Genomic DNA, 24618 nt, shown 5'->3' on the forward strand with positions numbered 1-24618 from the left:
CATGAGGCCATGAGCGTGGACATCGACATCAGCGGGCTGCGGCCGGAGAGGGTTTCCGTCGTGCCCTCTCCCCTGGCCGAGCTCAGCATGGCGCTGCACGCACTGGCCGAGCCGGGGCACCATCCGGGCCTTCAGGGATGGGTGACGGGCGTGACCGCCCGGCTCGACTCGCACCTGGCCGACCGGATGTGCGAGGCCGACTTCCTGTGGCGGACCACGTTCTCGGACCTGTTCCTGCCCTACGCGGGCATCCCGGGCCGCGCGGCCCTCCCCGGTGCCACCCTCGCCGAGGACATGGACCTGCTGGACAAGCTCAGCGACGAGCAGTTCGTGGACGCGGCCCTGGAGTTCACCTGTGCCACGTGCTACAGCACGCCCGGCCCGACGGCGCTCTCGGACGCCGGGGTACGGGGCCGCGCCCTGGAGCTGGCCGCCGCGCGAGGACCTCGCCAACTGCGCTTCACGGAGCGGCTGCTGGCCGACCCACCGCGCACTCGGGCCTGGCTGCGGCAGTTCCTTCAGGACTGCGACGAGGCGTTCTTCGCCGACGCCTGGTCCCGGCTGCGCCACCAGCTCGCCGCGGACGCCCGCCACAAGACGGACCTGCTGCGGCGCAGGGGTCTGGCGGAGGCACTGGCGGCTGTGTCGCCCGCCGTGACGCTGGACGAGACGAAGGACCGGATCGTCGTGGACAAGCTCGGTGAGGGCCGCACCGCCACCGGGGACGGCGGCCTGCTGCTCGTCCCGACGAGCCTCGGCTGGCCGCACCTGATGGTCCTTCACCGCCACGGCTGGCAGCCGGTGCTGCACTACCCGGTCGCGTCCCCCGAGCTGTCGGCGCCGCCCTCGCTGGAGCAGCTGACCCTGCGGATGACCGCCCTGTCCCACCCGGTGAGGATGCGCATCTGCCGCCATCTGGCCCGCAGCGCGTACACGACGAGCGAGCTGGCGCAGGCGCACGGGATGACCGCCCCCGAGATATCCCGGCACCTGGGCGTCCTGAAGAAGGCCGGTCTGATCACCACCCGCCGACGCGGCCGGTACGTCCTGCACCAGATGGACGTCACGGCGGTGGCCCGGCTCGGCAGCGACTTCCTGGAGGGCATCCTCAGGTAGGCGCGCACCGGCCGGGGCGCGGCCGCAGCTCGGTGGTGACTCAGCCGTGCCCGCCCGCCCGGACGAGCCCCGTCTCGTAGGCGAGGACCACCACCTGCACCCGGTCCCTGAGCCCCAGCTTGGTCAGGATGCGGCCCACATGGGTCTTCACGGTCGCCTCGGACAGCACCAGCCGGGCCGCGATCTCGCCGTTGGACAGGCCCTGGGCCACCAGCACCATGACCTCGCGCTCGCGGTCGGTGAGCCGCTCCAGCTCCTTGTGCCGGGGCTCGGTGCTGCCGCCCGGCAGCATCGGTGCGAACCGGTCGAGCAGACGACGGGTCGTGGACGGCGCGACCACCGCGTCGCCGCTGTGCACGGCGCGGATGGCGGCGAGCAGTTCTCCGGGCGGCACGTCCTTGAGCATGAAGCCGGAGGCGCCCGCCTTCAGCGCCGAGAACGCGTACTCGTCCAGGTCGAACGTGGTGAGGATCAGCACCTTGGGCGGGTTGGGGTCCGCGCAGATGCGGCGGGTCGCCTCCACGCCGTCCAGCTTGGGCATGCGCACGTCCATCAGCACCACGTCGGCCTCGGTCGAACGCAGCACCTGGAGGGCCTCGACGCCGTCACCCGCCTCCGCGACGACCTCCATGTCCGGCTGGGCGGCCAGCACCATCCGGAACCCGGTGCGCAGCAGCACCTGGTCGTCGACGAGCATCACGCGGATCGGCATGGCGGGGGTCCTCCGGTCGGTGGGTGTCGGGCGGGCCGGGGCGGGCACGTGTCAGTGGGCTGGTTTCAGCGGAAGCAGGGCACTGATGCGGAAGCCTCCTCCGGGGCGGGGGCCCGCGTCCAGGGTTCCGCCGACCATGCCGACGCGCTCCCGCATGCCGATCAGACCGTGGCCCTGGCCGTCGAGGCCGCCCTCCTCGTAGAGCTCGTGCGGGGCGCCCTTGCCGTCGTCCTCGACGAGAAGTCCGAGGCCGTCGTCGAAGTACACCAGGCGCACGCTGGCGCCCGCTCCCGGCCCCCCGTGCTTGCGGGTGTTGGTGAGCGCCTCCTGCACGATGCGGTACGCGGTCAGCTCCACGCCGCTGGGCAGCGGGCGCGGGGTGCCCTCCACCTTGAAGTCCACGGGCAGGCCCGCGCTGCGGCACTGCTCGACCAGGTCGTCGATCTGTTCGACGTCGGGCTGCGGGACGTACTCGCCCTCCTCCTTGTGCTCGCCGGTGCGCAGCACGCCGAGCAGCCGGCGCATCTCGGCGAGGGCCTGACGGCCGGTGGTGGAGATCGTCTCCAGGGCCTTCTTCGCCTGGTCGGGGGCGGTGTCGAGGACGTAGGCGGCGCCGTCGGCCTGCACCACCATCACCGAGACGTTGTGCGCGACGACGTCGTGCAGCTCGCGGGCGATACGGGCGCGCTCGGCGGCGACCGCGACCTTGGCCTGCGCCTCGCGCTCCTTCTCCAGCCGGGCGGCGCGCTCCTCCAGCTGGGCGAAGTAGGCACGCCGGGTGCGCAGGGAGTCACCGAGGACCCAGGCGAGGGCGAAGGGCACGGTCTGGAAGACGGCTATCGCGATGTTGCCGAGGGCACCCGAGTGGTGTTCCGGCCAGCGGATCGTGGCCAGGGCGCCCGCGCTCAGGCCGGCGATCAGGCCGACGCGGGAGGCCCAGCGGGCGCCCAGGGCGGCGACCGTGTAGATGATCACCAGCATGGCGAAGTCGGCGATCATCGACTGCTCGTCCAGGACCAGCTGGGCCAGGCCCATGCCGGCGGCGACGATCAGCATCTTCTCCGGCATACGGCGGCGCAGCGCGACGACGAGGCAGAGCACGGCGGAGACGGCGAGCCCGACCGGGAGCGATCCGTGGTGGTCCGGCGCCCCGTTGAGGTTCGTCAGACTCACGCAGGAGAGCCCGAACAGGACGACGGCCCAGAAACTGTCGACCCAGGTGGGATGCCTGCGGAGGAAGTCGTAGAGGCGCTGCACGTAACCCAGAGTAGGGAAACGCGCAGGGTGCGGGGGTCAACCGGAGGACCGATCCGTGACGGACACACGTACTCCGCAAGGTGGATACCCGTCGGCACCCCATGGTCGGAGGGGCACCTAGGGCTCCGCCCTGCAGCTGCCCGCACCAGACCCCCGCTCGACTGGGCTGAAGAGGAGTGTTTCCTCGAGCCGACCTGATCCGAAGACAGGCCTGGCCCTAGCCTGACCCCGTGGGACAGCGGCTGAGCGGTGAGTGGCGGGGATGGCGGGCGGCGGCCGAGGAGGCGCTGTACGGGGCGGACGGCTTCTACCGGCGGCCCGAGGGGCCCGCGGCGCACTTCCGCACGTCCGTGCACGCCTCGCCGCTGTTCGCCGCGGCCGTGGCCCGGCTGCTGTGCCTGGTCGACGAGGCGCTCGGGCGGCCGGCCGAGCTGACCTTCGTGGACATGGCGGCGGGGCGGGGCGAACTGGTCGCCGGGGTCCTGGACGCGCTGCCCGGGGACGTGGCCGCCCGCACGCGCGCGTGCGCCGTGGAGATCGCCGGCAGGCCCCGGGGCCTGGATCCCGGGATCGAGTGGCTGGGCGAGCCTCCGCAGAAGATCACCGGGCTGCTGTTCGCGAACGAGTGGCTGGACAACGTGCCGGTCGAGGTCGCGGAGGCGGACGCCGACGGCGTGCCCCGGCTGGTCCTGGTCCGGCGGGACGGGACCGAGCGGCTCGGGGAGCCGGTCACGGGAGCCGAGGCGGCGTGGCTGGAGCGCTGGTGGCCGCTGTCCGCCGAAGGGACCCGGGCCGAGATCGGCGCGCCCCGGGACACCGCGTGGGCCGCCGCGGTCGCCACCGTCGAGCGCGGGCTGGCCGTCGCCGTCGACTACGCGCACCGCGGGGACGCCCGGCCGCCGTTCGGGACGCTCACCGGGTTCCGCGCGGGCCGGGAGTGCGCTCCCGTGCCGGACGGCTCCTGCGACATCACGGCGCATGTGGCCCTGGACGCGTGTGCCCTGCCGGGGGCACGCCTGCTGACCCAGCGCGCCGCGCTGCGAGCCCTTGGGGTCACCGGCGCACGCCCCCCGCTCACGCTCGCCTCTACGGACCCCACCGCGTACGTACGCGCCCTCGCGCACGCCGGAGCCGCCGCCGAACTCACCGCGCCCGGCGGCCTCGGCGACTTCGGCTGGCTGCTCCAGCCCGTGGGCATCCCGGAAGCGGCCCTCGAAGGACTCGAAGGCTCGTAGGCCACGAAGACTCGGAGGGCTCGGAGGGCTCTGAGGGCTCGACGGGCTCGACGGGCTCGACGGGCTCGACGGCCCGAACGGCTCGGGGAAGCTACTTGTCGATGTCCCCCACCACGAAGAACATCGACCCCAGGATCGCCACCATGTCCGCGACCAGCGTGCCCGGCAGCAGCTCGGTCAGCGCCTGGATGTTGTTGTACGAGGCCGAGCGGAGCTTGAGCCGGTACGGGGTCTTGTCGCCCTTGCTGACCAGGTAGTAGCCGTTGATGCCGAGCGGGTTCTCGGTCCAGGCGTAGGTGTGGCCCTCGGGCGCCTTGAGCACCTTGGGCAGGCGCTGGTTGACCGGCCCCGGCGGCAGCTCAGCGAGCCGGTCCAGACACGCGTCGGCCAGGTCCAGCGCGACGTGCGTCTGCTCCAGCAGGCACTCGAAGCGGGCCAGGCAGTCGCCCTCCTGCCGGGTGACGACCCTGAGGGTGTCCTGGAGCTCCCCGTAGGCCAGGTACGGCTCGTCCCGGCGCAGGTCGAAGTCCACACCGGAGGCGCGTGCGATCGGTCCGCTCACGCCGTACGCGTGCACGATCTCCGGCGCGAGGACGCCCACGCCCCGGGTGCGCCCCCGGAAGATCTCGTTGCCGAGCACCAGGTCGTCGAACCGGTCCATACGGGAGCGCACGTCACGGACGGCGGTACGCGCGCGTGCGGTCCAGCCGGCCGGAAGGTCCTCCTTGAGCCCGCCGACCCGGTTGAACATGTAGTGCATGCGGCCGCCGGAGATCTCCTCCATGACGTTCTGGAGCTCCTCGCGCTCCTGGAACGCGTAGAACACCGGCGTGATGCCGCCCAGCTCCAGCGGATAGGAGCCGAGGAACATCAGGTGGTTCAGGACCCGGTTCAGCTCCGCGAGCAGCGTGCGCATCCACACGGCGCGCTCGGGCACCTCCATGCCGAGCATCCGCTCGACGGCGAGGACCACGCCCAGCTCGTTGGAGAAGGCGGAGAGCCAGTCGTGGCGGTTGGCCAGCATGATGATCTGGCGGTAGTCACGCGCCTCGAACAGCTTCTCCGCACCGCGGTGCATATAGCCGATGACCGGCTCAGCGCGCCTGATCCGCTCGCCGTCCAGCACCAGCTTCAGCCGCAGCACACCGTGCGTGGACGGGTGCTGGGGCCCGATGTTGAGCACCATGTCGGTGCTCTCCGCGGCGCCGCCGATCCCGACCATGGTCTCCGTCGTAGGAGTCATGGAAACAGTCTCTCGTACGTACGCTTGCGCCATGGAAACGGGGACGGTGAAGGCGGGCGGGGAGCCCCTCTGGACGGGTCTGCCGCCGGGGCTGCTGAGGATGCGGCGGATGCTGCTGGTGGTGTGGCTGGGGCTGGGGGCCGTTGTGGTGGCGCTGCTGCCCGGGCTGCTGGCAGGGCCGGTGTGGGCGCTGTTCGCACTGCTGCCGCTGGCCGGGCTCGCCTGGGGCTGGGTGCTGCTCGGCCGCAACTGGCGCTCCTGGCGGTACGCCGAGCGCGCCGACGACCTGCTGATCAGCCGGGGCGTGCTGTGGCGGGAGGAGACCGTGGTGCCCTACGGCCGCATGCAACTCGTGGAGGTGACCTCCGGTCCCGTCGAACGGCACTTCGGGTTGGCGAGCGTCCAGCTGCACACCGCCGCAGCCGCGACCGACGCCAGGATCCCGGGGCTGCATCCGGCCGAGGCGGAGCGGCTGCGGGACCGGCTGACCGAGCTGGGCGAGGCCCGATCGGCGGGGCTGTGAGCGACGGCGGGGCACAGCCCGGCATACCCGAGGGGCAGCGCGGCGCCGAGCGGCGGCTGCATCCCGTGACCCCGCTGCGGCGCGCCTGGGCGCCGGTCGCCGTGGTCGTCGGCTGGGCCGTGCACGACCCGAACCAGGCCCAGGAGCAGCTGGCGAAGCTGACCGCGACCGCGCTCCTCATCGGGCTCGCGGTCCTGGTGCCGGCCGCCGCCCTGTACGGCTTCCTCAGCTGGTGGTTCACGCACTTCTCGGTGACCGACACCGAACTGCGCATCCGCACGGGCCTGCTGTTCCGCCGTACCGCGCACATCCGTCTGGACCGGCTGCAGGCCGTCGACGTCACCCAGCCGCTGCTGGCCCGCCTCGTGGGTGTCGCCAAGCTGAAGCTGGACGTCATCGGCACCCACAAGAAGGACGAACTGGCCTATCTCGGCCAGGGGGAGGCGCGGGCGCTGCGGGCCGAGCTCCTCGCCCGCGCGGCCGGCTTCGCCCCCGAGGCGGCGCGCGAGGTCGGCGAGGCGCCGGTGCGCCGGCTGCTGCACGTGCCGCCGGGCGACCTGGCCGTCTCGCTCCTCCTCATCGGGGCCACCTGGGGCTCGCTGCTCGCCGCCCTGGTCGTGCCGACGCTGGTGTGGCTCGGCACGCACAGCGTGGGGGCGGTGCTGGCCGCCGGGCTGCCGTTGCTCGGCGGCGCGGCCACCAGGTCGGCGGGGCGTTTCGTGCGCGCGTACGACTGGACGGTGGGCGAGTCGCCGGACGGGCTCCGTATCGACCACGGGCTGCTGGACCGGTCGCACGAGACGGTGCCGCCGGGGCGCGTGCAGAGCGTACGGATCGTGGAGCCGCTGCTGTGGCGGAGGCGCGGCTGGGTGCGGGTGGAACTGGGCGTGGCCGGCTCGTCCAACTCGGTGCTGGTCCCGGTCGCCCCGCGCGCGGCCGCCGAGTCGGTGATCGCCCGGGTGCTGCCCGGGGTGACCGTGCCGACGTCCCTGTCCCGGCCGCCGCGGCGCGCGGCCCGGTGCCTGCCGGTGTGGTGGCGCGGCCAGGGGCTGGCCGTCACCGAGGCGGTCTTCGCCGCCCGGCGCGGCCTGCTGCGCCGCACCCTGTCCCTCGTCCCGCACGCCAAGGTGCAGAGCGCACGGCTGACGCAGGGGCCCTGGCAGCGACTGTGGCGGGTCGCCGACGTGCACCTGGACACCGGCGCGAACGAGACGGTCACGGCGGGCCTGAGGGACGCAAAGGAGGCGACGGAGCTGCTGTACGCGCAGGCGGACCGGTCGCGCACGGGGCGTCGGGACGCCCGGCCGGACCGGTGGATGGCCTCGTAGGCGGCAGCGCCACCACGCGACGAGGGGCGACGTGACGACGTGAGGGGCGGCGGCACCTGATGTGCCGCCGCCCCTCATTCCACGTCCTGGCGGGTTCAGGAGGCCGCGGTCCGCAGCCCCTGGACGTCGATCCGCTCGGTCTCGTCGTGCGCCGTCAGGTCGATGACCTGGCCGACGGCGCGCGCCTCGGGATCCGCGGACTTGAAGCCGGACTCGGACTCCGCCTTGTGCACCGCGAGCGCCTCCTGGCCGACGACGTCCGCGAGGTCCTCGTTCTGCACGGACTCCAGGCTCTGCCGCGACTTGGTGCCGAAGAAGTCGAACCCGCCCTCGACGGCCGGGCGCGGACGCGGGGCCGACGGCACGACGGCCACGGCGGTCGGCACCGTGAAGTGACCGGTGGTGTGGGCCGACTTGGCGGCGGGGGGCTGGGGCTGCTGCTCCTTCGAGGCGGCCGGGGGTTCCTGCTCGGCGGCCGACTCGCCCTCGCCCTCGGTCTCGGCGCCGGCCTCGGGGCCCTCCGGGGCGTCGGGGTCGGCGGAGGCGCGCTCGCCACCGTCGTCGTCCGGGCCGCCCTTCGTCGGGGAGTCCTTCTCGCTCGCCGCCCCGGAGCCGGCGTCCGGCTCTCCGGCCGCGCCCGCGTCCCCGCCCCGGGCAAGCCGTGCCAGCGCCTCGTTGGCCGCCGCGAAGAGCGCCGGGCCCTCCGGGGAGAACGCCCGGGGCGCGGACGGTGCCGGCCCGGCGTCCTTGTCCGGCTCGGTGGCGGGCGCCTCCGTGACCGGCGCGGACAGCTCCCGCGAAGCGGGCGCGGCCTCGATCGCCAGCCGGCGGCGGCCCTCCAGGGCGCTCGCGCGCTCCGTCTCCGCCGTGGCGTACCGCCGCAGCAGGGCGGCGTGTTCGTTGCGGAGATTGGCCAGTTCCGTGCGCTTGGCGCGGAGCCTCTGCTCCAGTTTGGCGCGCAGTTCGCGCGACTCCTCGAGGTCGGTCTCCAGCTCGGCGACGCGCTCCTCGTGACGCCATTCGTCGCTCGCACGCGCGCGCGTGAGGTCGGCGACGCGTTTGCCCGCGGCCAGGTCCCAGCGGCGCATGACGACCGAGCCCAGGATCGTCGTGACCGCGGCACCCGCGGCCAGCCCACGGAGCACCAGCGGCTCCGTGAACAACCAGGGCCCCACGGCGCAGACGACCGAGACGCCTGCGATCACCGAAGGAGGCAACAGCCTGTGCAAGGGTGGGGAATGACGGTGACGTCCACGTGGCATGGCCAGAAACTTACCGCGCGTAGGCGAATGATGGTGCCACGCCCGGTAAAAATGCGGCCACACCGCAACGTTCCCACAGCCCCACGGCACCGGAATGAGAACAACACCCTCCCGAATCCGGGAGATTCCCTTCGGACGCGGATACGCCACCGGCGCCCGAAGGGGAGGCATGGGCCGCTCCGCCGGGCCGTTTCGGCACTCCGCGAGCCCCTTCCTGAGCCGCCGGGACAGATCTTCAAGATCGTTTATCGTGCGGCCGGAAGCTCGTTACCGCGGCCCGGCTCCCCTCCCGAAAGGGAACTGGGAGCCGGCCGTCTCCGGATTGCGGCGAATTCCCGTGGAGATACCGCCCATTCACCCGCTCAGCGGTCGCTGAGCCGCCCGCTCAGCCACTCCAGCGAACCCGGGATCTCCCGCAGCCAGGTGTTGAAGTTGTGGCCGCCGCTGTCGAGGATGAGCGACGAGATCCGGGTCACCTTGTTGGCCCGCACCTGCTGAATGAACTTGAGCGTGGCCTTGTAATGGAACTCGCCGTGCTTGCTGCTCGTGACGAGCAGTGAGGTGTTGGGCGCCGGCATGTGCTTGAGGTACCACATCAGGTCGGCGCGGTTCTGCAGATCCTTGTTCCCGTGGAAGAGGTCGCCCGTGGTCGGGTCGATCGGCGCCTTGAAGTACGGCGACAGACCCACCGCGGCGGCATAGACGTCCGGGTGGTGCATCGCGAACTTCAGCGCGCAGTAGCCGCCCGTGGAGTCGCCGATGATGCCCCAGCCGGCGGGCCTGACGCCCACCCTCTTGTAGTGGGACTTGATCGAGTCGGGGAGGTCCTTCGCGAAGAAGGTCTCGACCTGCGGCCCGCCCGGGATGTCCACGCACTCCGTGTCCCGCGGCGGCACCACGGTCGGGCGCAGCATCACCAGGATCATCGGCTGCATCTTGCCGCTCTTGGCCAGGTCGTGCGCCGTCTGCGGGTACTTCAGCCCCTTGATGAGCGCCTCCGCCGTACCCGGGTAGCCGGTGAGGACGACGCCCACCGGGAACGACCGCGTGCGGAACTGCGGCTGGAAGTACTCCGGCGGCAGGTAGACGTACGCCGGCGTGGCGATATGGGTCTTGGCGCCGAATATGGTGATTCTCTGGATCTGTCCGCCGATCTGCGGCTGTCCGCCGCCCGCCACGTTCACCTTCTGCGTGCCGACCACCTGGACGGCTCCGCCGCTCGCTCCCGTGGCACCGTTGTCGACGACCACGCCCTGTCCCTTGTCCTGCCCGAACAGATCGGACCAGCTGGCGTAGAAGCCGAAGGACTGGTTGGCGAAGAGCCCGAGGGACGCGAAGATCGACAACTGGGTGGCGAACAGCAGACCGACCCGTCCACTGACGGCCCGCCAGTTCCGTCGCGCCAGCCGCGGCCAGTACCACACCGTGCCGGCGAACAGCAGCACGGCGAACACGATCGCCAGCGCCAGCACCTTGTTGCTCGTGAGACCCATGGGCTCTTTCCTGCCTGCGCTTTCCATACGGCCGCGGGGCCCGCCCCCGCGGTTTCGCCGGTCCTTGCCCCGGACTTTCCGTCGGCTTTGAACCAGCTTTGTGATGGGGAGTGAACCTCTCTCCCCGAGACACCGTCCTAGAGGGCGCAATGTCGCCGGATGCCCCGATCGGCACCGGGCTCAAGGTCTCTCGCAGAACTACGGGATGCGATGTCTGTCAGGATAGATGGGGAAAAGTCGGGTGAGGTTCCGGAGCGATCACCTGTGGTGCGGCGCATACTCCGTGGCCCGCGTCCGGAGGCCGTTCCCACGCTGATCGCCAGGGCCTGCACCCTCGTGGGAGTCCTGGACATCGCCGGCGGCGTGTTCCCGCGCTTCCGGCACAGCCGTATGCACCGCATGGCCGAGGTCCTGCCCGGCTCGTTCGGGCCCTTCGCCGCGGCCCTGTCCCTGAGCGCGGGCGTCCTGCTGCTGCTCCTGGCCCACGGGCTGCGCCGGCGCAAGCGCCGGGCGTGGCGCGCCGCGGTACTGCTCCTTCCGGCGGGCGCCGTGTCGGAGTACGTCTACCGCCACTCGCTCGTCGGCGTGCTCATCGCGGTGGCGCTGCTGGTGCCGCTGCTGCGCCACCGAGGCGAGTTCGCGGCCCTGCCCGACCCGCGCAGCCGCTGGCGCGCCCTGGCCAACTTCATCCTCATGGGCGCCGGTTCCGTGGGGCTGGGCCTGGTCATCGTCAGCGTCCACTCGCACCGCATGGTCGGCGACCCGAGCCTGTCCGACCGCCTCGAACACGTCCTGTACGGCCTGTTCGGCTTCGAGGGCCCGGTCGACTACACCGGCAACACCTCCTGGACGGTGGGCTTCTCGCTCGGCGCGCTCGGTCTGATCACCGCGATCACCACGATCTACCTGGCGTTCCGGCCCGAACACCCGGCCGCCCAGCTCACCGAGGAGGACGAGGCACGGCTGCGCGCCCTGCTGGACAAGCACGGCAGCCGTGACTCCCTCGGCCACTTCGCGCTCCGCCGCGACAAGGCGGTCGTCTTCTCACCGAGCGGCAAGGCGGCGGTGACGTACCGCGTCGTGTCGGGCGTGATGCTGGCGAGCGGCGACCCGATCGGCGACGTGGAGGCCTGGCCGGGCGCCATCGAGCGGTTCATGGACGAGGCCAAGGCGCACTCCTGGACGCCCGCGGTCGTGGGCTGCTCGGAGACGGGCGGCGAGGTGTGGACCCGCGAGACCGGCCTGGACGCCCTCGAACTGGGTGACGAGGCGGTGGTGGACGTCAAGGATTTCTCCCTCTCCGGGCGCGCGATGCGCAACGTGCGCCAGATGGTGAAGCGCATCGAGCGCGCCGGTTACGAGACCCGGGTACGGCGCATCCGTGACCTCGGCGAGGGCGAGCTGGAGCGCATACGACGGGCGGCCGAGGACTGGCGCGGTACGGACACCGAGCGCGGTTTCTCCATGGCGCTCGGCCGTGTCGGGGACCCGGCCGACGGCGACTGCCTGATCGCGACGGCCCACAAGGCGGACGCCGAGGCGGGAGCGTACGGCGACCTCAAGGCCGTCCTGCACTTCGTCCCCTGGGGCACGGACGGGGCCTCCCTGGACCTGATGCGCCGCGACCGCTCGGCCGACCCGGGCATGAACGAACTGCTGATCGTGGCCGCGCTGCAGGCCGCCCCGAAGTTCGGCATCGAGCGGGTCTCGCTGAACTTCGCGATGTTCCGCTCGGCGCTGGCCCGCGGCGAGAAGATCGGTGCGGGGCCCGTGCTGCGGGCGTGGCGAGGGCTGCTGGTCTTCCTCTCCCGGTGGTTCCAGATCGAGTCCCTGTACAAGTTCAACGCCAAGTTCCAGCCGCGCTGGGAGCCGCGCTTCATGGTGTACGCCTCCACCCGCGACCTCCCGCGCATCGGCTTCGCGGTCATGCAGGCCGAGGGCTTCGTGAACCTGGCCCTCCCCCGCGTCCTGCGCCGCAGGTCCCGGGCCCCGCGCCCGTGCGCGCACGGCGTGGCGGAACGCGGGGTACGGACCCCCAGCCGGGCCTGACAGGCCCCGCCAGGCCCGGTCGAGGCCCCGATCCCCCGGGGGGCCTCGACCGGGCCGTCCCCGGAGCCGGCCGCAGCCGCACTCCGCAGCGACGGGCGGAGCCGTCCCAGGCGGCGCCGTGCCCGACGAGCCGTCCTCCGACCCAGCCGTATCCCGGAGGCGCCGCCCCCGGCGCCGCCGACCCGCTGTGGCGGCCACCCGCCCCGTGGGCCGGGTGCCGGGCGGCTCGGGCCTGTCTTTGCCACGCCTCACGACGCCGAGCTGATCCGAAAGACAGGCCCCGGGGGCCTACGCTGAACGTATGAGCACGAAGAGTGGGCGGGGCCGCGTGGCCGGTCTTCCGGTGTGGGACCGCTGTGCGGTCATGGGGGTTGTCAACGTCACCCCCGACTCCTTCTCCGACGGCGGCCGCTGGTTCGACACCACCGTCGCCGTCAAACACGGTCTCGACCTGGTCTCCGAGGGCGCCGACCTCGTCGACGTCGGCGGGGAGTCCACCCGCCCCGGTGCCACCCGTGTCGACGAGGCCGAGGAGCTGAGGCGGGTCATCCCCGTCGTGCGCGGCCTCGCCTCCGAGGGTGTCACGGTCTCCGTCGACACCATGCGCGCCAGTGTCGCCGAGCAGGCCCTCGCCGCCGGTGCCGCGCTCGTCAACGACGTCAGCGGCGGCCTCGCCGACCCCGCGATGATCCCGGTCGTCGCGGCCACGGGCGCCCCCTTCGTGGTCATGCACTGGCGCGGCTTCCTGCAGGGCGGCAACGTCAAGGGCGTGTACGGGGACGTCGTCACCGAGGTCGTGGACGAGCTGCACGCGCGCGTGGAGGCCGTCCTCGAGGGCGGCGTCGCCCCGGACCGCATCGTCGTCGACCCCGGTCTCGGCTTCTCCAAGGACGCCGAGCACGACCTCGTCCTGCTCGCCCACCTCGACCGCCTGCTCGGCCTCGGCCACCCCCTCCTGGTGGCCGCCTCCCGCAAACGGTTCCTCGGCCGCGTCCTGGCCGGGCCCGAGGGCGCACCCCCGCCCGCACGGGAGCGCGACGCCGCCACGGCCGCCGTCTCCGCACTCGCCGCGGACGCCGGCGCCTGGGCCGTGCGCGTGCACGAGGTGCGCGCGACGGCGGACGCCGTACGCGTCGCCCGCGCCCTGGAGGACGCACGCACGACCGGAACCCCCGAAGGAGCCCGGTGAGCACCGCCCACACCGACGTCGAACAGGTCGAACTGGCCAACACCGCCTTCTACGAGGCCATGGAGCGGGGTGACTTCGAGGAGCTGTCCTCGCTCTGGCTCGCCCCCTCCGACCTGGGCGTGGACGAGGAGTACCACGACCCGGCCGACACCGGCGTGGTCGCCTGCGTCCACCCCGGCTGGCCCGTCCTGACCGGACGCGGCGAGGTCCTGAGGTCGTACGCGCTGATCATGGCGAACACCGACTACATCCAGTTCTTCCTCACCGACGTCCATGTCTCCGTGACCGGCGACACCGCCCTCGTCACCTGCACGGAGAACATCCTCAGCGGCGGCCCGTCCCCCGACGGCGGCGAGGAGCCGGGGCCGCTCGTCGGCCAGCTCGTGGTCGCCACGAACGTGTTCCGCCGCACGTCCGACGGCTGGAAGCTCTGGTCGCACCACGCCTCGCCCGTGCTGACCGAAACCAGTGAGGACGAGGAGGACGACTCCGTCTGAGGAGGTGGACGGCCCGCGTGAGTGGGTAGGCGGCCTGAAGTGGTCGGAATCACCTACTCCTGGGTATGGGCGGCTACCCGTCCATGAGCCACCGTGTTCCCCAGGGGAAACGTCCGATGGACCCTCCCGCCGGTGCCGTCGGCGCGTGCCCCCGTGGGCCGACGCTGTCAGTGCCCGCAGGTAGATTCGTTCGAGGCCGGTGTACCGTCCGCACCCGGTGAGAATCGGCCGCTACCGACGATTGCAGGAGTGATTCGCGTGGATCGTGTCGCGCTGCGCGGCCTGAAGGCCCGCGGGCACCACGGCGTGTTCCCCAAGGAGCGCGAGGAGGGCCAGACCTTCATCGTCGATCTCGTCCTGGGCGTGGACACCCGGCCGGCCGCGACCGACGACGACCTGACGAAGACGGTGCACTACGGCGTCGTGGCCGAGGAGGTCGTCGCCCTGGTCGAGGGGGAGCCCGTGAACCTCATCGAGACGCTCGCGGAGCGCATCGCACTGTCCTGCCTCAAGCACGCCCCGGTCCAGGAGGTCGAGGTCTGCGTCCACAAGCCGGACGCCCCGATCACGGTCCCCTTCGACGACGTGACCGTCACCATCACCCGGAGCCGAGTATGACCGCCTTCTTCGCCGGGGGTCAGAGCGACCCGACCGTCCAGCCGGTGCCCACCTCCGTCGTGGAGAAAGTGGACGCCGCCGACACCACCCTGCAGAACCCGAAACGGGCCGTGATCTCCATCGGCTCGAACCTGGGCAACCGCCTGGAGAACCTCCAGGGCGCGATAGACGCCCTGGAGGACACGCCGGGCGTCCGCGTCAAGGCGGTCTCGCCGGTGTACGAGACCGAGCCGTGGGGCGTGGCCCCCGGCAGCCAGCCGGCGTACTTCAACGCGGTGGTCGTCGTGAAGACGACCCTGCCCCCCTCCTCCCTGCTGGAGCGGGCGCACGCCGTCGAGGAGGCCTTCCACCGGGTGCGCGACGAGCGCTGGGGGGCGCGCACGCTGGACGTGGACATCGTCGCCTACGCCGACGTGGTCTCCGACGACCCGGTGCTCACGCTGCCCCACCCGCGCGCCCACGAGCGGGCCTTCGTGCTCGCGCCGTGGCACGACCTCGACCCCGAGGCGCAGCTGCCCGGCCGCGGCCCGGTGGCACACCTGCTCGACGCCGTCACCCGCCACGGGGTCACGCCCCGCGCCGACCTGGAACTCCGGCTGCCCGAGTAGTCGTTAAGGTCTACCGGGCCGGGGCCTCCCGGATCACCGCCCCGTGCGACCGACGGCCGGGCCGACGAAGGGACATCGTGAAAGAGCTGCGCGTCAGGACGCTGGTGGCGGTGTTCGTGGTGGCCGGAGTGCTGTCCTGGGCGGGCGCCCGCCTGTGGGACGCCTTCGGCACACTGCCCCGGGTCCCGCTGGCCGCGCCCGTCGTCCTCGCCCTGATCGCCGTGGTCCTGCTGGCCACGGCGCTCTCCCTGCGCTCCCGCCTCAAGGCCCAGCGGGAGCGCCGCCAGGACGCGAAGGGCGTCGACCCGCTGATGGCGGCCCGCGCGGTCGTCTTCGGCCAGGCCAGTGCCCTGGTCGCGTCCCTGGTGGCCGGCATGTACGGAGGCACGGGCGTCTTCCTCCTGGGCTCCCTGGACATGCCCTCCCGCCGCGACCAGGCCATCTACGCCGGCTTCTCGGTCGTCGCGGGCATCGCGGTCATAGCGGCCGCCCTGTTCCTGGAGCGGGTCTGCAAGCTCCCGGAGGACGACGACCACGAGGGCAACGACGGCAACGCGGCACCTGTCTCCTGACGGACGGCGCTGAGCGCGGCCAGCACCGTCAGCGCGGCCAGCGCCGTCAGCGCGGCCAGCGCCGTCAGCGCGGCCAGCGCGGCCAGCGCGGCCAGCGCCGTCAGCGCCGTCAGCGCGGTCAGCGCGCCAATATCAGGCTCATCGCCTCGGCGCGCGTCGTGGCGTCCCTCAGCTGACCGCGCACGGCCGACGTCGTCGTCTTGGCGCCCGGCTTGCGGATGCCGCGCACGGACATGCACATGTGCTCGGCCTCGATGACGACGATGGCGCCCCGCGCCTCGAGGATGCGCATGAGCGAGTCGGCGATCTGCGTGGTGAGTCGTTCCTGCACCTGCGGCCGGCGTGCGAACACCTCGACGAGACGCGCCAGCTTCGACAGGCCGGTGATCTTTCCGCTCTCGGACGGGATGTAGCCGACATGGGCGACACCGTGGAACGGCAGCAGGTGGTGCTCGCAGAGGGAGACGATCTCGATGTCCTTGACCAGGACCATCTCGTCGTGGCCCAGATCGAACGTCGTCGTCAGTACGTCCTCGGGCTCCTGCCTGAGCCCGGCCAGAAGCTCCCGGTACGCCCGCGCCACCCTGCCCGGCGTCTCACGCAGCCCCTCTCGGTCCGGGTCCTCCCCGATCGCGATGAGCAGTTCCCTCACGGCGTTCTCCGCACGCTTCTCGTCGAACTCGCCGATCGTGCTCTCGCCGTCCAGCGTCACCGGGTCGGTCATGTGGTGCCTCGTTCCTGCGCCTGTGACGCGCACGGGTCGCGCGTCTCATCCGCGGCCCTACGAAAACCGGCCGCGCCCCCCAGGCTAGAACCCTGGGGGGCGCGGCCGAAATTCCGGGGCCGGTGGGACCCGTGTTCAGCTCTCGCGGCGGTCCTCCGCAGACGCCTCCGTGGAGACGGACTCGGCGTTCGCGATCGCCGGGGTCGCGCCGTTCGCCCCGTTCGTCAGTGCGAGCTCCTTGGGGGAGAGCACCGGCGGGCGGGTGGACGGCGTGCGGCGCGAGGAACCGGTCCAGGCGGGCCGCGGCGGACGCTTGACCACGGGCGCGAAGATCTCGGCGATCTCCTCCTTGCCCAGGGTCTCCTTCTCCAGGAGGGCCAGGACGAGGTTGTCGAGGACGTCGCGGTTCTCGACCAGGATCTCCCAGGCCTCGTTGTGCGCCGTCTCGATGAGCTTCTTGACTTCCTCGTCCACCAGCGCGGCGACCTCTTCCGAGTAGTCGCGCTGGTGAGACATCTCACGGCCGAGGAACGGCTCGCTGCCGTCGCTGCCGAACTTGATCGCACCGAGGCGCTCGGTCATGCCGTACTGCGTGACCATCGCGCGGGCCAGGTTGGTGGCCTTCTCGATGTCGTTCGCGGCACCGGTGGTCGGGTCGTGGAAGACGAGCTCCTCGGCCGCACGGCCGCCCAGCATGTAGGCCAGCTGGTCCAGCATCTCGTTGCGGGTCGTGGAGTACTTGTCCTCGTCCGGGAGGACCATCGTGTAGCCGAGGGCGCGGCCGCGGGACAGGATCGTGATCTTGTGGACCGGGTCGGCGTTCGGCGAGGCCGCCGCGACCAGGGCGTGGCCGCCCTCGTGGTACGCGGTGATCTTCTTCTCCTTGTCCGACATGATCCGGGTCCGCTTCTGCGGGCCCGCGACCACGCGGTCGATCGCCTCGTCCAGCATCCGGTTGTCGACCAGCTTCTTGTCGCTGCGGGCCGTCAGCAGCGCGGCCTCGTTCAGGACGTTGGCGAGGTCGGCGCCGGTCATGCCGGGGGTGCGGCGGGCGACGGCCGACAGGTCGACGTCCGGGGCGACCGGCTTGCCCTTCTGGTGGACCTTGAGGATCTCCAGACGGCCCTGCATGTCCGGGCGGTCGACCGCGATCTGACGGTCGAAGCGGCCGGGACGCAGGAGGGCCGGGTCGAGGATGTCGGGGCGGTTCGTGGCCGCGATGAGGATCACGCCGCCCTTGACGTCGAAGCCGTCCATCTCGACGAGCAGCTGGTTCAGGGTCTGCTCGCGCTCGTCGTGACCGCCGCCGAGGCCGGCGCCGCGGTGGCGGCCGACCGCGTCGATCTCGTCGACGAAGACGATCGCCGGGGCGTTCGCCTTGGCCTGCTCGAACAGGTCACGGACCCGGGAGGCACCGACACCGACGAACATCTCGACGAAGTCGGAACCCGAGATCGAGTAGAACGGGACACCCGCCTCGCCGGCGACGGCACGCGCCAGCAGCGTCTTACCGGTACCGGGCGGGCCGTAGAGCAGCACGCCCTTGGGGATCTTCGCGCCGACAGCCTGGAACTTGGCCGGCTCCTGCAGGAACTCCTTGATCTCCTGCAGCTCCTCGACCGCCTCGTCCGCACCCGCGACGTCCGAGAACGTCGTCTTCGGGGTGTCCTTGGTGATGAGCTTGGCCTTCGACTTGCCGAAGTTCATCACCCGGGAGCCGCCGCCCTGCATCTGGTTCATCAGAAACAGGAAGACGACCACGATCAGGACGAAGGGCAGCAGGGAGAGCAGGATGCCGACGAAGGGGTTCTGCTTGGACGGCGAGACCGTGTAGCCCTTCGGGATCTGCTTGTTCTCGTACTTGTTCTGCAGGCTGTTGGCCAGGGTCACGCCCTGGTCGCCGATGTAGCTCGCCTGGATCTTGGAGCTGCCGTCGACCTTTACGCCGTCCTTGAGCGAGACCTTGATGACCTGCTCGTCACCGGTGGTCAGCTTGGCCGAGTCGACCTGGTTGTTATCGATCGCCTGGACGACCTTGCCGGTGTCCACCGTTTTGTAGCCGCCCGAGGAGCCGACGACCTGCATCAACACGACCACGGCAAGGACGGCCAGCACGATCCACATGACCGGCCCACGGAAGTATCGCTTCACGTCCATCCATACGGAGCGGTGCCGCCCCGTCCCTCCTGCCATAGTGAGTTTGATAAAAACAGTTCTTCCGACGGTACCCCAGGATCGCCACCCTCAGCCGCAGGGGACTACCGGCAATACCGCCCTCGCATCTCCAACGGCGCGAAACCCGTTGTGGTTCCCGAACGTCTTACAAAGACCTCGATCCGGGATCCGGCCGCCGCGCGGGCGGCCGGGAGCCCGGCCAAGAGCGCCGGGCCGCGGAGGGTTCAGCCGCCGTAGACGTGGGGCGCGAGAGTACCGACGAACGGGAGGTTGCGGTACTTCTCCGCGTAGTCGAGGCCATAGCCCACGACGAATTCGTTCGGGATGTCGAATCCGACCCATTCGACGTCGATGGCGACCTTGGCGGCGTCCGGCTTGCGCAGCAGCGTGCACACCTTCAGCGACTCGGGCTCGCGGGAGCCGAGGTTGGAGATCAGCCAGGACAGGGTCAGCCCGGAGTCGATGATGTCCTCGACGATCAGGACGTGCTTGCCCTTGATGTCGGTGTCGAGGTCCTTGAGGATCCGTACGACGCCGGAGGACTGCGTTCCCGCGCCGTAGGAGGACACGGCCATCCAGTCCATCGTGACGGGGGTGGACAGTGCCCGGGCGAGGTCGGCCATCACCATCACCGCGCCCTTGAGAACGCCGACGATCAGCAGGTCCTTGCCCGCGTACTCCGCGTCGATCTTCGCGGCCAGCTCGGCCAGCTTCGCGTCGATCTCTTCCTTGGTGATGAGCACCTGCTTGAGGTCGGCACCCATGTCTTTCGCGTCCACCCGCATCACTTTCGGTCGTCCCGCCGCTTCGATTGCTCGCGCTCCGGGGGCGCCGTGCCGCCGTCGAGGGCCGAGAGCGGCCGGTCACCCGCGCGGCGGCAGCCGTGTGACGGCTACTGCTCTCGCGGCGTGCCCGCGCTCTTCCTCGGACAGCGGCGCGCCCCTTGGCCCGCTCGCGTGGCTGACCGACCCCCCGAGGGGTGGCCGGGCGCCTCCCGCAGGGGGCGTGTTCTCAGCCTTGCCGAATCACCAGTCTGCCACCCTGCCGCTGGGCGACGACTTTGCCCGGGAGATTGATGGCCCCCTGACCCCGCCAGCCGGTGATCAGCCGGTCGACCTCCTCGATGTGCCGGGCGAAGAGGGACCCGGCCGGGGCGCCCGCCTCGATGGCGGCGCGGCGCAGGATGCGGCGGCGGACGGCGGGGGGCAGGGCGTAGAGCTTGGCGCACTCCAGGAGCCCGGAGGCGTCGCGGACGGAGGCCTCGGCCTGGCTGGCCCAGGCGTCGAGAGCGTCGGCGTCGTCGCGGGAGAGCTGCGCCGTGCGGGCGAGGGCTTCGACGACGCCTTTGCCGAGCGCCTTCTCCAGGGCGGGCAGGCCCTCGTGGCGGAGCCGGGAGCGGGTGTAGGCGGGGTCGGTGTTGTGGGGGTCGTCCCAGACGGACAGCGACTGGGTCATGCAGGCCCTGCGGGCGGTCTGCCGGTCGATGTGGAGGAAGGGGCGGCGGTAGCGGCCGCCGGCCCCCGAGACCGCGGCCATCCCGGACAGGGAGCGGATGCCGGAGCCGCGGGCGAGGCCCAGCAGGACGGTCTCGGCCTGGTCGTCGCGGGTGTGCCCGAGCAGGATCGCGGTCGCGCCGAGGCGGTCGGCGGCGGCGTCCAGGGCGGCGTAGCGCGCGTCGCGGGCGGCGGCTTCAGGCCCTCCGTCACGGCCGACGGTGACGGCGACGGACTCGACGGGGTCCAGGCCCAGCTCGCGCAGGCGCAGGACGACCTCGGCGGCGCGCAGGTCGGAGCCGGGCTGCAGGCCGTGGTCGACGGTGATGCCGCCGGCGCAGATGCCGAGCTTGGGTGCTTCGAAAGCGAGGGCGGAGGCGAGCGCCATGGAGTCGGCGCCGCCCGAGCACGCCACGAGCACGAGCGGCGCGGAGGGGCGCTCGTGGGGCGGACGGCCGACGGTCACGTGCTCTCTCGGCCGCCCGGCGGTCTGCTCGGTCAGGATGTCGTGGAGGACGCGGCGGACCGCCAGGCGTATCGCCGCGACCGCGGGATGGGGACCCATGTCCGGTTCCCTTCATGAAGTTGTGTCGGGGGGTGAGCCCGAAGCCGGTCACTCAGAGTGTGTAGATGGTGACAGAAACGGGCCGTTCCCCGAGCATTGCACGCCTGTCCCAGGCTCACGGTCCCTCGGAAGAGTGATTGGCGGAGCGTTGACCTGTCGACGGCCGGATTACTTCACTCCGGATTAATGGCTCTCACTCCGGGTTCACGATTCCGCCCTGCGGTGCACCCGTGCGACCCAGTCCGCCGGTTTGGCGATCTCCGCCTTGGTCGGGAGGGTGTTCGGGGAGGTCCACACACGGTTGAAGCCGTCCATGCCGACCTGCTCGACTACCGCCCGCACGAACCGCTCGCCGTCGCGGTACTGCCTGAGCTTGGCGTCCAGGCCCAGCAGCTTGCGCAGGGCCAGGTCCAGGCGGGAGGCGCCCCTGGCGCGGCGCTGCTGGAACTTCTCGCGGATCTCGGCGACGCTCGGCACGACCTCCGGTCCGACGCCGTCCATCACGAAGTCGGCGTGTCCCTCCAGGAGCGACATCACCGCGGTGAGTCGGCCGAGGATCTCCCGCTGGGCGGGGGTCTGCACGAGTTCCACGAGGGAGTGCCCGTCGTCGCCCTCCTCGCCCTCCGGGCGGCCCCCGGCGAGCGACTGGACGGCCTCCCTGACGCGCTCCAGGACGGTCATGGGATCGATGTCGGTTTCTGCGAGGAACGACTGGATCTCGCCCTCCAGGTGGTCGCGCAGCCAGGGCACCGCGGTGAACTGCGTGCGGTGCGTCTCCTCGTGCAGGCAGACCCAGAGGCGGAAGTCGTGCGGCTCCACGTCCAGCTCCCGCTCGACGTGGACGATGTTCGGCGCGACCAGCAGCAGGCGGCCACCGCCGTTCTCGCCCGCGGGCAGCTCGCGTGTGGGCGGGGCGAAGGTCTCGTACTGGCCGAGCACCCGGCTGGACAGGAACGACAGCAGCATGCCCACTTCCACGCCGGTGACCTTGCCGCCCACGGCGCCGAGGACGGCCCCGCCGGGCGTGCTGCCGCGGCGCTGCGACAACTTGTCGAGGAGGGGTTTGAGGATCTCCCGGAACCCGGCGACGTTCGCCCGGACCCAGCCGGGGCGGTCGACCACGAGGACCGGGGTGTCGTGCACACCCTCTTCACCCATACGAGTAAAGCCCCGGACATGTTCCTCCGAGGCCTTCGCGTGGCGGCGCAGCTCGGCGACGACGGCCCGGGCCTCGTCGCGGCTCACTTCGGGGCCCGGCCGCACGAGCCGGGTCGCGGTCGCCACCGCGAGATTCCAGTCGACCATCCCAGGAGATCCGGCACCACCGATGCTCGTCATGTGTCAACGGTACGTGAGCGCTGCCGCCGGTGGCAGGGCTGAGGGAGCTTGGCCGGGCTGGGCCTCGGCCGAGCTGTGCTCGGCGGTGCCGGTGTGCCCACCCTCCCCAAGCTCTCGGCTTCGCTCGAGCAGGGGGGACCACCGTCGCCCTGCGGTGGACCGGTAGGGCGGGCCGGTGCCTCCGAGCGGCGGACCTGGCAGGAGCTCCGGGTGGTCGGCGACGCCCGTGTCCGGCGCGACGACCGCCAGTGGCGACCGGCCCGCCCGCGCCAGGCGAACGACACCCACAGCGGTCGGCGGCACGGCTGCCCACAACGAGCGGTCAGCGGCACGGCTGCCCACAGCGGTGTGAGACAGAACGACTGGCCACAGCGGTCAGCGGCAGCCGCAGGACGCCAGGGTGGCTGCCGTGTGGTCCAGGGCCGTTCTCGCCGTCGTCTGGTCCATCGAGCCTTCCGTCAGGAACGCGAACGCCAGGAGGTGGCCGTCCGCGTCGACCACCGTTCCGGCGAGCGTGTTGACGCCGGTCAGGGACCCCGTCTTGGCGCGGACCAGGCCCACGCCGGAGTGTTCGGCGGCGTCCGCGTAGCGGTCGCTGAGGGTGCCCGTGAAACCCGCCACCGGCAGACCGGTGAGGACGGCGCGCAGCTCGGGGTGCGAGGGGGAGGCGGCGGTCGTCAGCAGGGCCGTCAGCAGGTCCGCGGTGAGCTTGTCCTCGCGGTCGAGGCCGCTGCCGTCGTGGAACTGCGAGCCGCCGACCGGCAGGCCCAGCTTCTTCAACTGGGCGGAGACCGCCCCAGCGCCCCCGTCGAAGCTCGGGCGGCCGCCGGTGGCGAGGGCGGTCTGGCGGGCGAGGGCCTCGGCGATGTCGTTGTCGCTGTTGGTGAGCATCCGCTCGACGACGGCGGACAGGGGCGGCGACTGGACGGAGGCCAGCGCCTCGGCGCGCGACGTGGCCTTCGCCGCGCCGGGCTGCGAGGTCTTGATGCTGTGGCCCTGGAGCAGTCGGGCGAACGTCCGGGCCGCGTCGGCCGCCGGGTCGGTGCCGCGCGGGGCCGGCCCGCTGGAGGTGTCGTCCGTGCGGCCCTCGTCGGCCATCAGGGCGGTGACCGGGGCGAGGTTGTCGTTGACGCCGATGGGGTGCAGGGCCGGGCCCGTGAACAGGGAGGTGTCGTACGAGAGGGTCACCGAGGCCAGGTGGCGCGACTTCAGGGCGGCGGCGGTGTCGTCGGCCAGGGTGCGCAGGCTCGCCCAGCCCCCGGCCTGCTCGCGGGCGGTCAGCGTCGGGTCCCCGCCGCCGACGAGGACCAGGTGGTCGCTGCCGGGCTCCAGCACCGCGCGCGTGGTGAAGCGGTGGTCGGCGCCCGCCGCGGAGAGCGCGGCGACGGCGGTGGCGATCTTCGTGGTCGAGGCGGGGGTCAGCGCGTCGTCCACGCCCTTGGCGTACAGGCGCTTCCCGGTGGTCACGTCGACGACCGCGGCGCTGCGCCGGGTGCCGAGGGAGGGGTCGCGCAGGAGCGGGTCGAGTACGGCGGCGAGGGGCTTGTCCTCGGGGGCGGACTTCGTGGTGGCGCCGCCGAGGGCGACGAGCACGGAGGCGGCGCTCGGGGCGGGGGCGGGCGCGTCCACCGCCGTACCGGCCCCGTGATCTGCGCCACCCCGGCGGTCCCACGCTGCGGCGAGGTCGCGCTCGGCCGTACGCTGACCGGAGGAGTCCCAGGGACCGGCGGCGGTCACGGCCCCGGCCGCGAGCGCGAGGCCCACGGTGGCGGCGACGGCCGCCAGCTGCGGGGTCGTCAGCCTCCCGTAGGGCGGACGTACGGCGCGCGCGACCCGCGCGACGTGCGGTTTCGCCACCCCCGTGATTCGCGTCACACCGGGTCGTGCGGTTTCGGTGATCCGCCGGGCGCGGGGCTCCACAGCCTGGGCCATGCGCGTGAGGTGCGGTTTCACGGCCTGCGCGACCCGTGCGAGACGTGGTCCCGCGGCCCGCCAAGACCCCAGCTCCGGCACGACCACCAGCCCCTTTCGCGATCACACTCCTGCGTGAGGGACACTTAACCACCAGAACTATGTGCTGATCATGGAGGAGCCACCGGTGGAGTTCGACGTCACGATCGAGATCCCGAAGGGTTCGCGGAACAAGTACGAGGTGGACCACGAGACCGGTCGTATCCGCCTCGACCGTCGACTCTTCACCTCGACCAGCTACCCGGCCGACTACGGCTTCGTGGAGAACACCCTGGGTGAGGACGGCGACCCGCTGGACGCTCTGGTCATCCTGGAGGAGCCGACCTTCCCCGGCTGCCTCATCAAGTGCCGCGCCATCGGCATGTTCCGGATGACGGACGAGGCGGGCGGCGACGACAAGGTGCTGTGCGTGCCGGCGTCCGACCCGCGCGTGGAGCACCTGCGGGACATCCACCACGTCTCCGAGTTCGACCGCCTGGAGATCCAGCACTTCTTCGAGGTCTACAAGGACCTGGAGCCCGGCAAGTCCGTCGAGGGCGCCGACTGGGTGGGCCGCGTGGACGCCGAGGCCGAGATCGAGCGCTCGTTCAAGCGTTTCAAGGAGCACGGCGGTCACTGACCCCCTCCCGACCGCCAGCGGGCCGCGTGAC

The 24618-nt window shown here is 71.9% G+C and carries 22 protein-coding genes; 11 read left to right on the top strand and 11 right to left on the bottom strand.

Going from position 1 to position 24618, the window contains the following annotated elements; translation table 11 throughout:
* Nucleotides 1-9: 9 nt before the first annotated feature.
* Nucleotides 10-1116: a DUF5937 family protein gene (locus ACIRC0_RS16250; protein ID WP_403616607.1), complete on the top strand. Its 1107-nt coding sequence runs from the start codon at nt 10-12 to the stop codon at nt 1114-1116.
* Nucleotides 1117-1156: 40 nt separating this feature from the next.
* Here the strand turns inward: ACIRC0_RS16250 and ACIRC0_RS16255 are convergent, their stop codons facing one another.
* Together ACIRC0_RS16255 and ACIRC0_RS16260 are read right to left on the bottom strand one after the other, a co-directional pair.
* Entirely contained in the window at nt 1157-1828 is a 672-nt protein-coding gene (locus ACIRC0_RS16255) for a response regulator (RefSeq protein ID WP_403616610.1), read from the bottom strand.
* 51 nt (nt 1829-1879) lie between these two features.
* On the bottom strand, nt 1880-3085 hold the full coding sequence (locus ACIRC0_RS16260) for a sensor histidine kinase (RefSeq protein ID WP_403616612.1): 1206 nt from the start codon (nt 3083-3085) through the stop codon (nt 1880-1882).
* 230 nt (nt 3086-3315) lie between these two features.
* On the opposite strand from ACIRC0_RS16260, the gene ACIRC0_RS16265 reads away from it, so the two are divergent.
* A complete protein-coding gene (locus ACIRC0_RS16265) occupies nt 3316-4320 on the top strand; it encodes an SAM-dependent methyltransferase (protein WP_403616615.1) in 1005 nt (334 codons plus the stop codon).
* Nucleotides 4321-4411: 91 nt separating this feature from the next.
* On the opposite strand, the gene ACIRC0_RS16270 is transcribed toward ACIRC0_RS16265, so the two are convergent.
* On the bottom strand, nt 4412-5563 hold the full coding sequence (locus tag ACIRC0_RS16270; protein WP_403616618.1) for an NADH-quinone oxidoreductase subunit D: 1152 nt from the start codon (nt 5561-5563) through the stop codon (nt 4412-4414).
* Nucleotides 5564-5594: 31 nt separating this feature from the next.
* Here ACIRC0_RS16270 and ACIRC0_RS16275 point away from each other — a divergent pair, with 31 nt between their 5' ends.
* Together ACIRC0_RS16275 and ACIRC0_RS16280 are read left to right on the top strand one after the other, a co-directional pair.
* The gene (locus ACIRC0_RS16275) at nt 5595-6086 is read left to right on the top strand and encodes a PH domain-containing protein (RefSeq protein WP_263231220.1); all 492 of its coding nucleotides are present in this window, start codon (nt 5595-5597) and stop codon (nt 6084-6086) included.
* Nucleotides 6083-7414, top strand: a complete 1332-nt coding sequence (locus ACIRC0_RS16280; RefSeq protein WP_403616620.1) for a PH domain-containing protein — start codon at nt 6083-6085, stop codon at nt 7412-7414. Before ACIRC0_RS16275 ends, ACIRC0_RS16280 begins: the two co-directional genes overlap by 4 nt.
* A 95-nt stretch (nt 7415-7509) precedes the next feature.
* On the opposite strand, the gene ACIRC0_RS16285 is transcribed toward ACIRC0_RS16280, so the two are convergent.
* Entirely contained in the window at nt 7510-8676 is a 1167-nt protein-coding gene (locus tag ACIRC0_RS16285) for a hypothetical protein (RefSeq protein WP_403616622.1), read from the bottom strand.
* 362 nt (nt 8677-9038) lie between these two features.
* Nucleotides 9039-10169 carry an alpha/beta hydrolase gene (locus ACIRC0_RS16290; protein ID WP_403616625.1) on the bottom strand — a complete coding sequence of 377 codons (1131 nt, stop codon included), beginning with the start codon at nt 10167-10169 and terminating at the stop codon, nt 9039-9041.
* Nucleotides 10170-10379: 210 nt separating this feature from the next.
* Between ACIRC0_RS16290 and ACIRC0_RS16295 the strand changes: the two genes are divergently transcribed.
* The 6 genes from ACIRC0_RS16295 to ACIRC0_RS16320 all read left to right on the top strand — a co-directional run bounded on the left by ACIRC0_RS16295 (nt 10380) and on the right by ACIRC0_RS16320 (nt 15702).
* Nucleotides 10380-12218, top strand: a complete 1839-nt coding sequence (locus tag ACIRC0_RS16295) for a phosphatidylglycerol lysyltransferase domain-containing protein (RefSeq protein WP_403616628.1) — start codon at nt 10380-10382, stop codon at nt 12216-12218.
* A gap of 301 nt (nt 12219-12519) precedes the next feature.
* Complete coding sequence (gene folP, locus ACIRC0_RS16300) at nt 12520-13407, top strand: dihydropteroate synthase (protein ID WP_403616630.1); 888 nt, start codon at nt 12520-12522, stop codon at nt 13405-13407.
* The gene (locus tag ACIRC0_RS16305; protein WP_403616632.1) at nt 13404-13904 is read left to right on the top strand and encodes a nuclear transport factor 2 family protein; all 501 of its coding nucleotides are present in this window, start codon (nt 13404-13406) and stop codon (nt 13902-13904) included. Before folP ends, ACIRC0_RS16305 begins: the two co-directional genes overlap by 4 nt.
* A 258-nt stretch (nt 13905-14162) precedes the next feature.
* Entirely contained in the window at nt 14163-14522 is a 360-nt protein-coding gene (gene folB, locus ACIRC0_RS16310) for a dihydroneopterin aldolase (protein WP_366028030.1), read from the top strand.
* Nucleotides 14519-15130, top strand: a complete 612-nt coding sequence (folK, locus tag ACIRC0_RS16315) for a 2-amino-4-hydroxy-6-hydroxymethyldihydropteridine diphosphokinase (protein WP_403616636.1) — start codon at nt 14519-14521, stop codon at nt 15128-15130. Before folB ends, folK begins: the two co-directional genes overlap by 4 nt.
* A 77-nt stretch (nt 15131-15207) precedes the next feature.
* Nucleotides 15208-15702: a DUF3180 domain-containing protein gene (locus ACIRC0_RS16320; protein ID WP_403616639.1), complete on the top strand. Its 495-nt coding sequence runs from the start codon at nt 15208-15210 to the stop codon at nt 15700-15702.
* Between the two features lie 118 nt (nt 15703-15820).
* On the opposite strand, the gene folE is transcribed toward ACIRC0_RS16320, so the two are convergent.
* From folE to dacB, 6 genes are all read right to left on the bottom strand, one after another.
* Nucleotides 15821-16426, bottom strand: a complete 606-nt coding sequence (gene folE, locus ACIRC0_RS16325) for a GTP cyclohydrolase I FolE (RefSeq protein ID WP_403616642.1) — start codon at nt 16424-16426, stop codon at nt 15821-15823.
* A 135-nt stretch (nt 16427-16561) separates the two neighbouring features.
* Nucleotides 16562-18583, bottom strand: coding sequence for an ATP-dependent zinc metalloprotease FtsH (ftsH, locus tag ACIRC0_RS16330; protein WP_403616645.1), 2022 nt, complete (start codon nt 18581-18583; stop codon nt 16562-16564).
* A gap of 242 nt (nt 18584-18825) precedes the next feature.
* Nucleotides 18826-19386, bottom strand: a complete 561-nt coding sequence (gene hpt / locus ACIRC0_RS16335) for a hypoxanthine phosphoribosyltransferase (protein ID WP_103840506.1) — start codon at nt 19384-19386, stop codon at nt 18826-18828.
* A 226-nt stretch (nt 19387-19612) separates the two neighbouring features.
* On the bottom strand, nt 19613-20659 hold the full coding sequence (tilS, locus tag ACIRC0_RS16340) for a tRNA lysidine(34) synthetase TilS (protein WP_403616649.1): 1047 nt from the start codon (nt 20657-20659) through the stop codon (nt 19613-19615).
* A 204-nt stretch (nt 20660-20863) separates the two neighbouring features.
* Nucleotides 20864-21997, bottom strand: a complete 1134-nt coding sequence (locus ACIRC0_RS16345; RefSeq protein ID WP_403616651.1) for a zinc-dependent metalloprotease — start codon at nt 21995-21997, stop codon at nt 20864-20866.
* A gap of 375 nt (nt 21998-22372) precedes the next feature.
* On the bottom strand, nt 22373-24016 hold the full coding sequence (gene dacB, locus ACIRC0_RS16350) for a D-alanyl-D-alanine carboxypeptidase/D-alanyl-D-alanine-endopeptidase (RefSeq protein WP_403616654.1): 1644 nt from the start codon (nt 24014-24016) through the stop codon (nt 22373-22375).
* Between the two features lie 79 nt (nt 24017-24095).
* Here dacB and ACIRC0_RS16355 point away from each other — a divergent pair, with 79 nt between their 5' ends.
* On the top strand, nt 24096-24587 hold the full coding sequence (locus ACIRC0_RS16355; RefSeq protein WP_388988106.1) for an inorganic diphosphatase: 492 nt from the start codon (nt 24096-24098) through the stop codon (nt 24585-24587).
* Nucleotides 24588-24618 lie beyond the last annotated feature (31 nt).

This window comes from Streptomyces sp. NPDC093984, from assembly GCF_044764595.1.
GTDB lineage: Bacteria > Actinomycetota > Actinomycetes > Streptomycetales > Streptomycetaceae > Streptomyces > Streptomyces cynarae.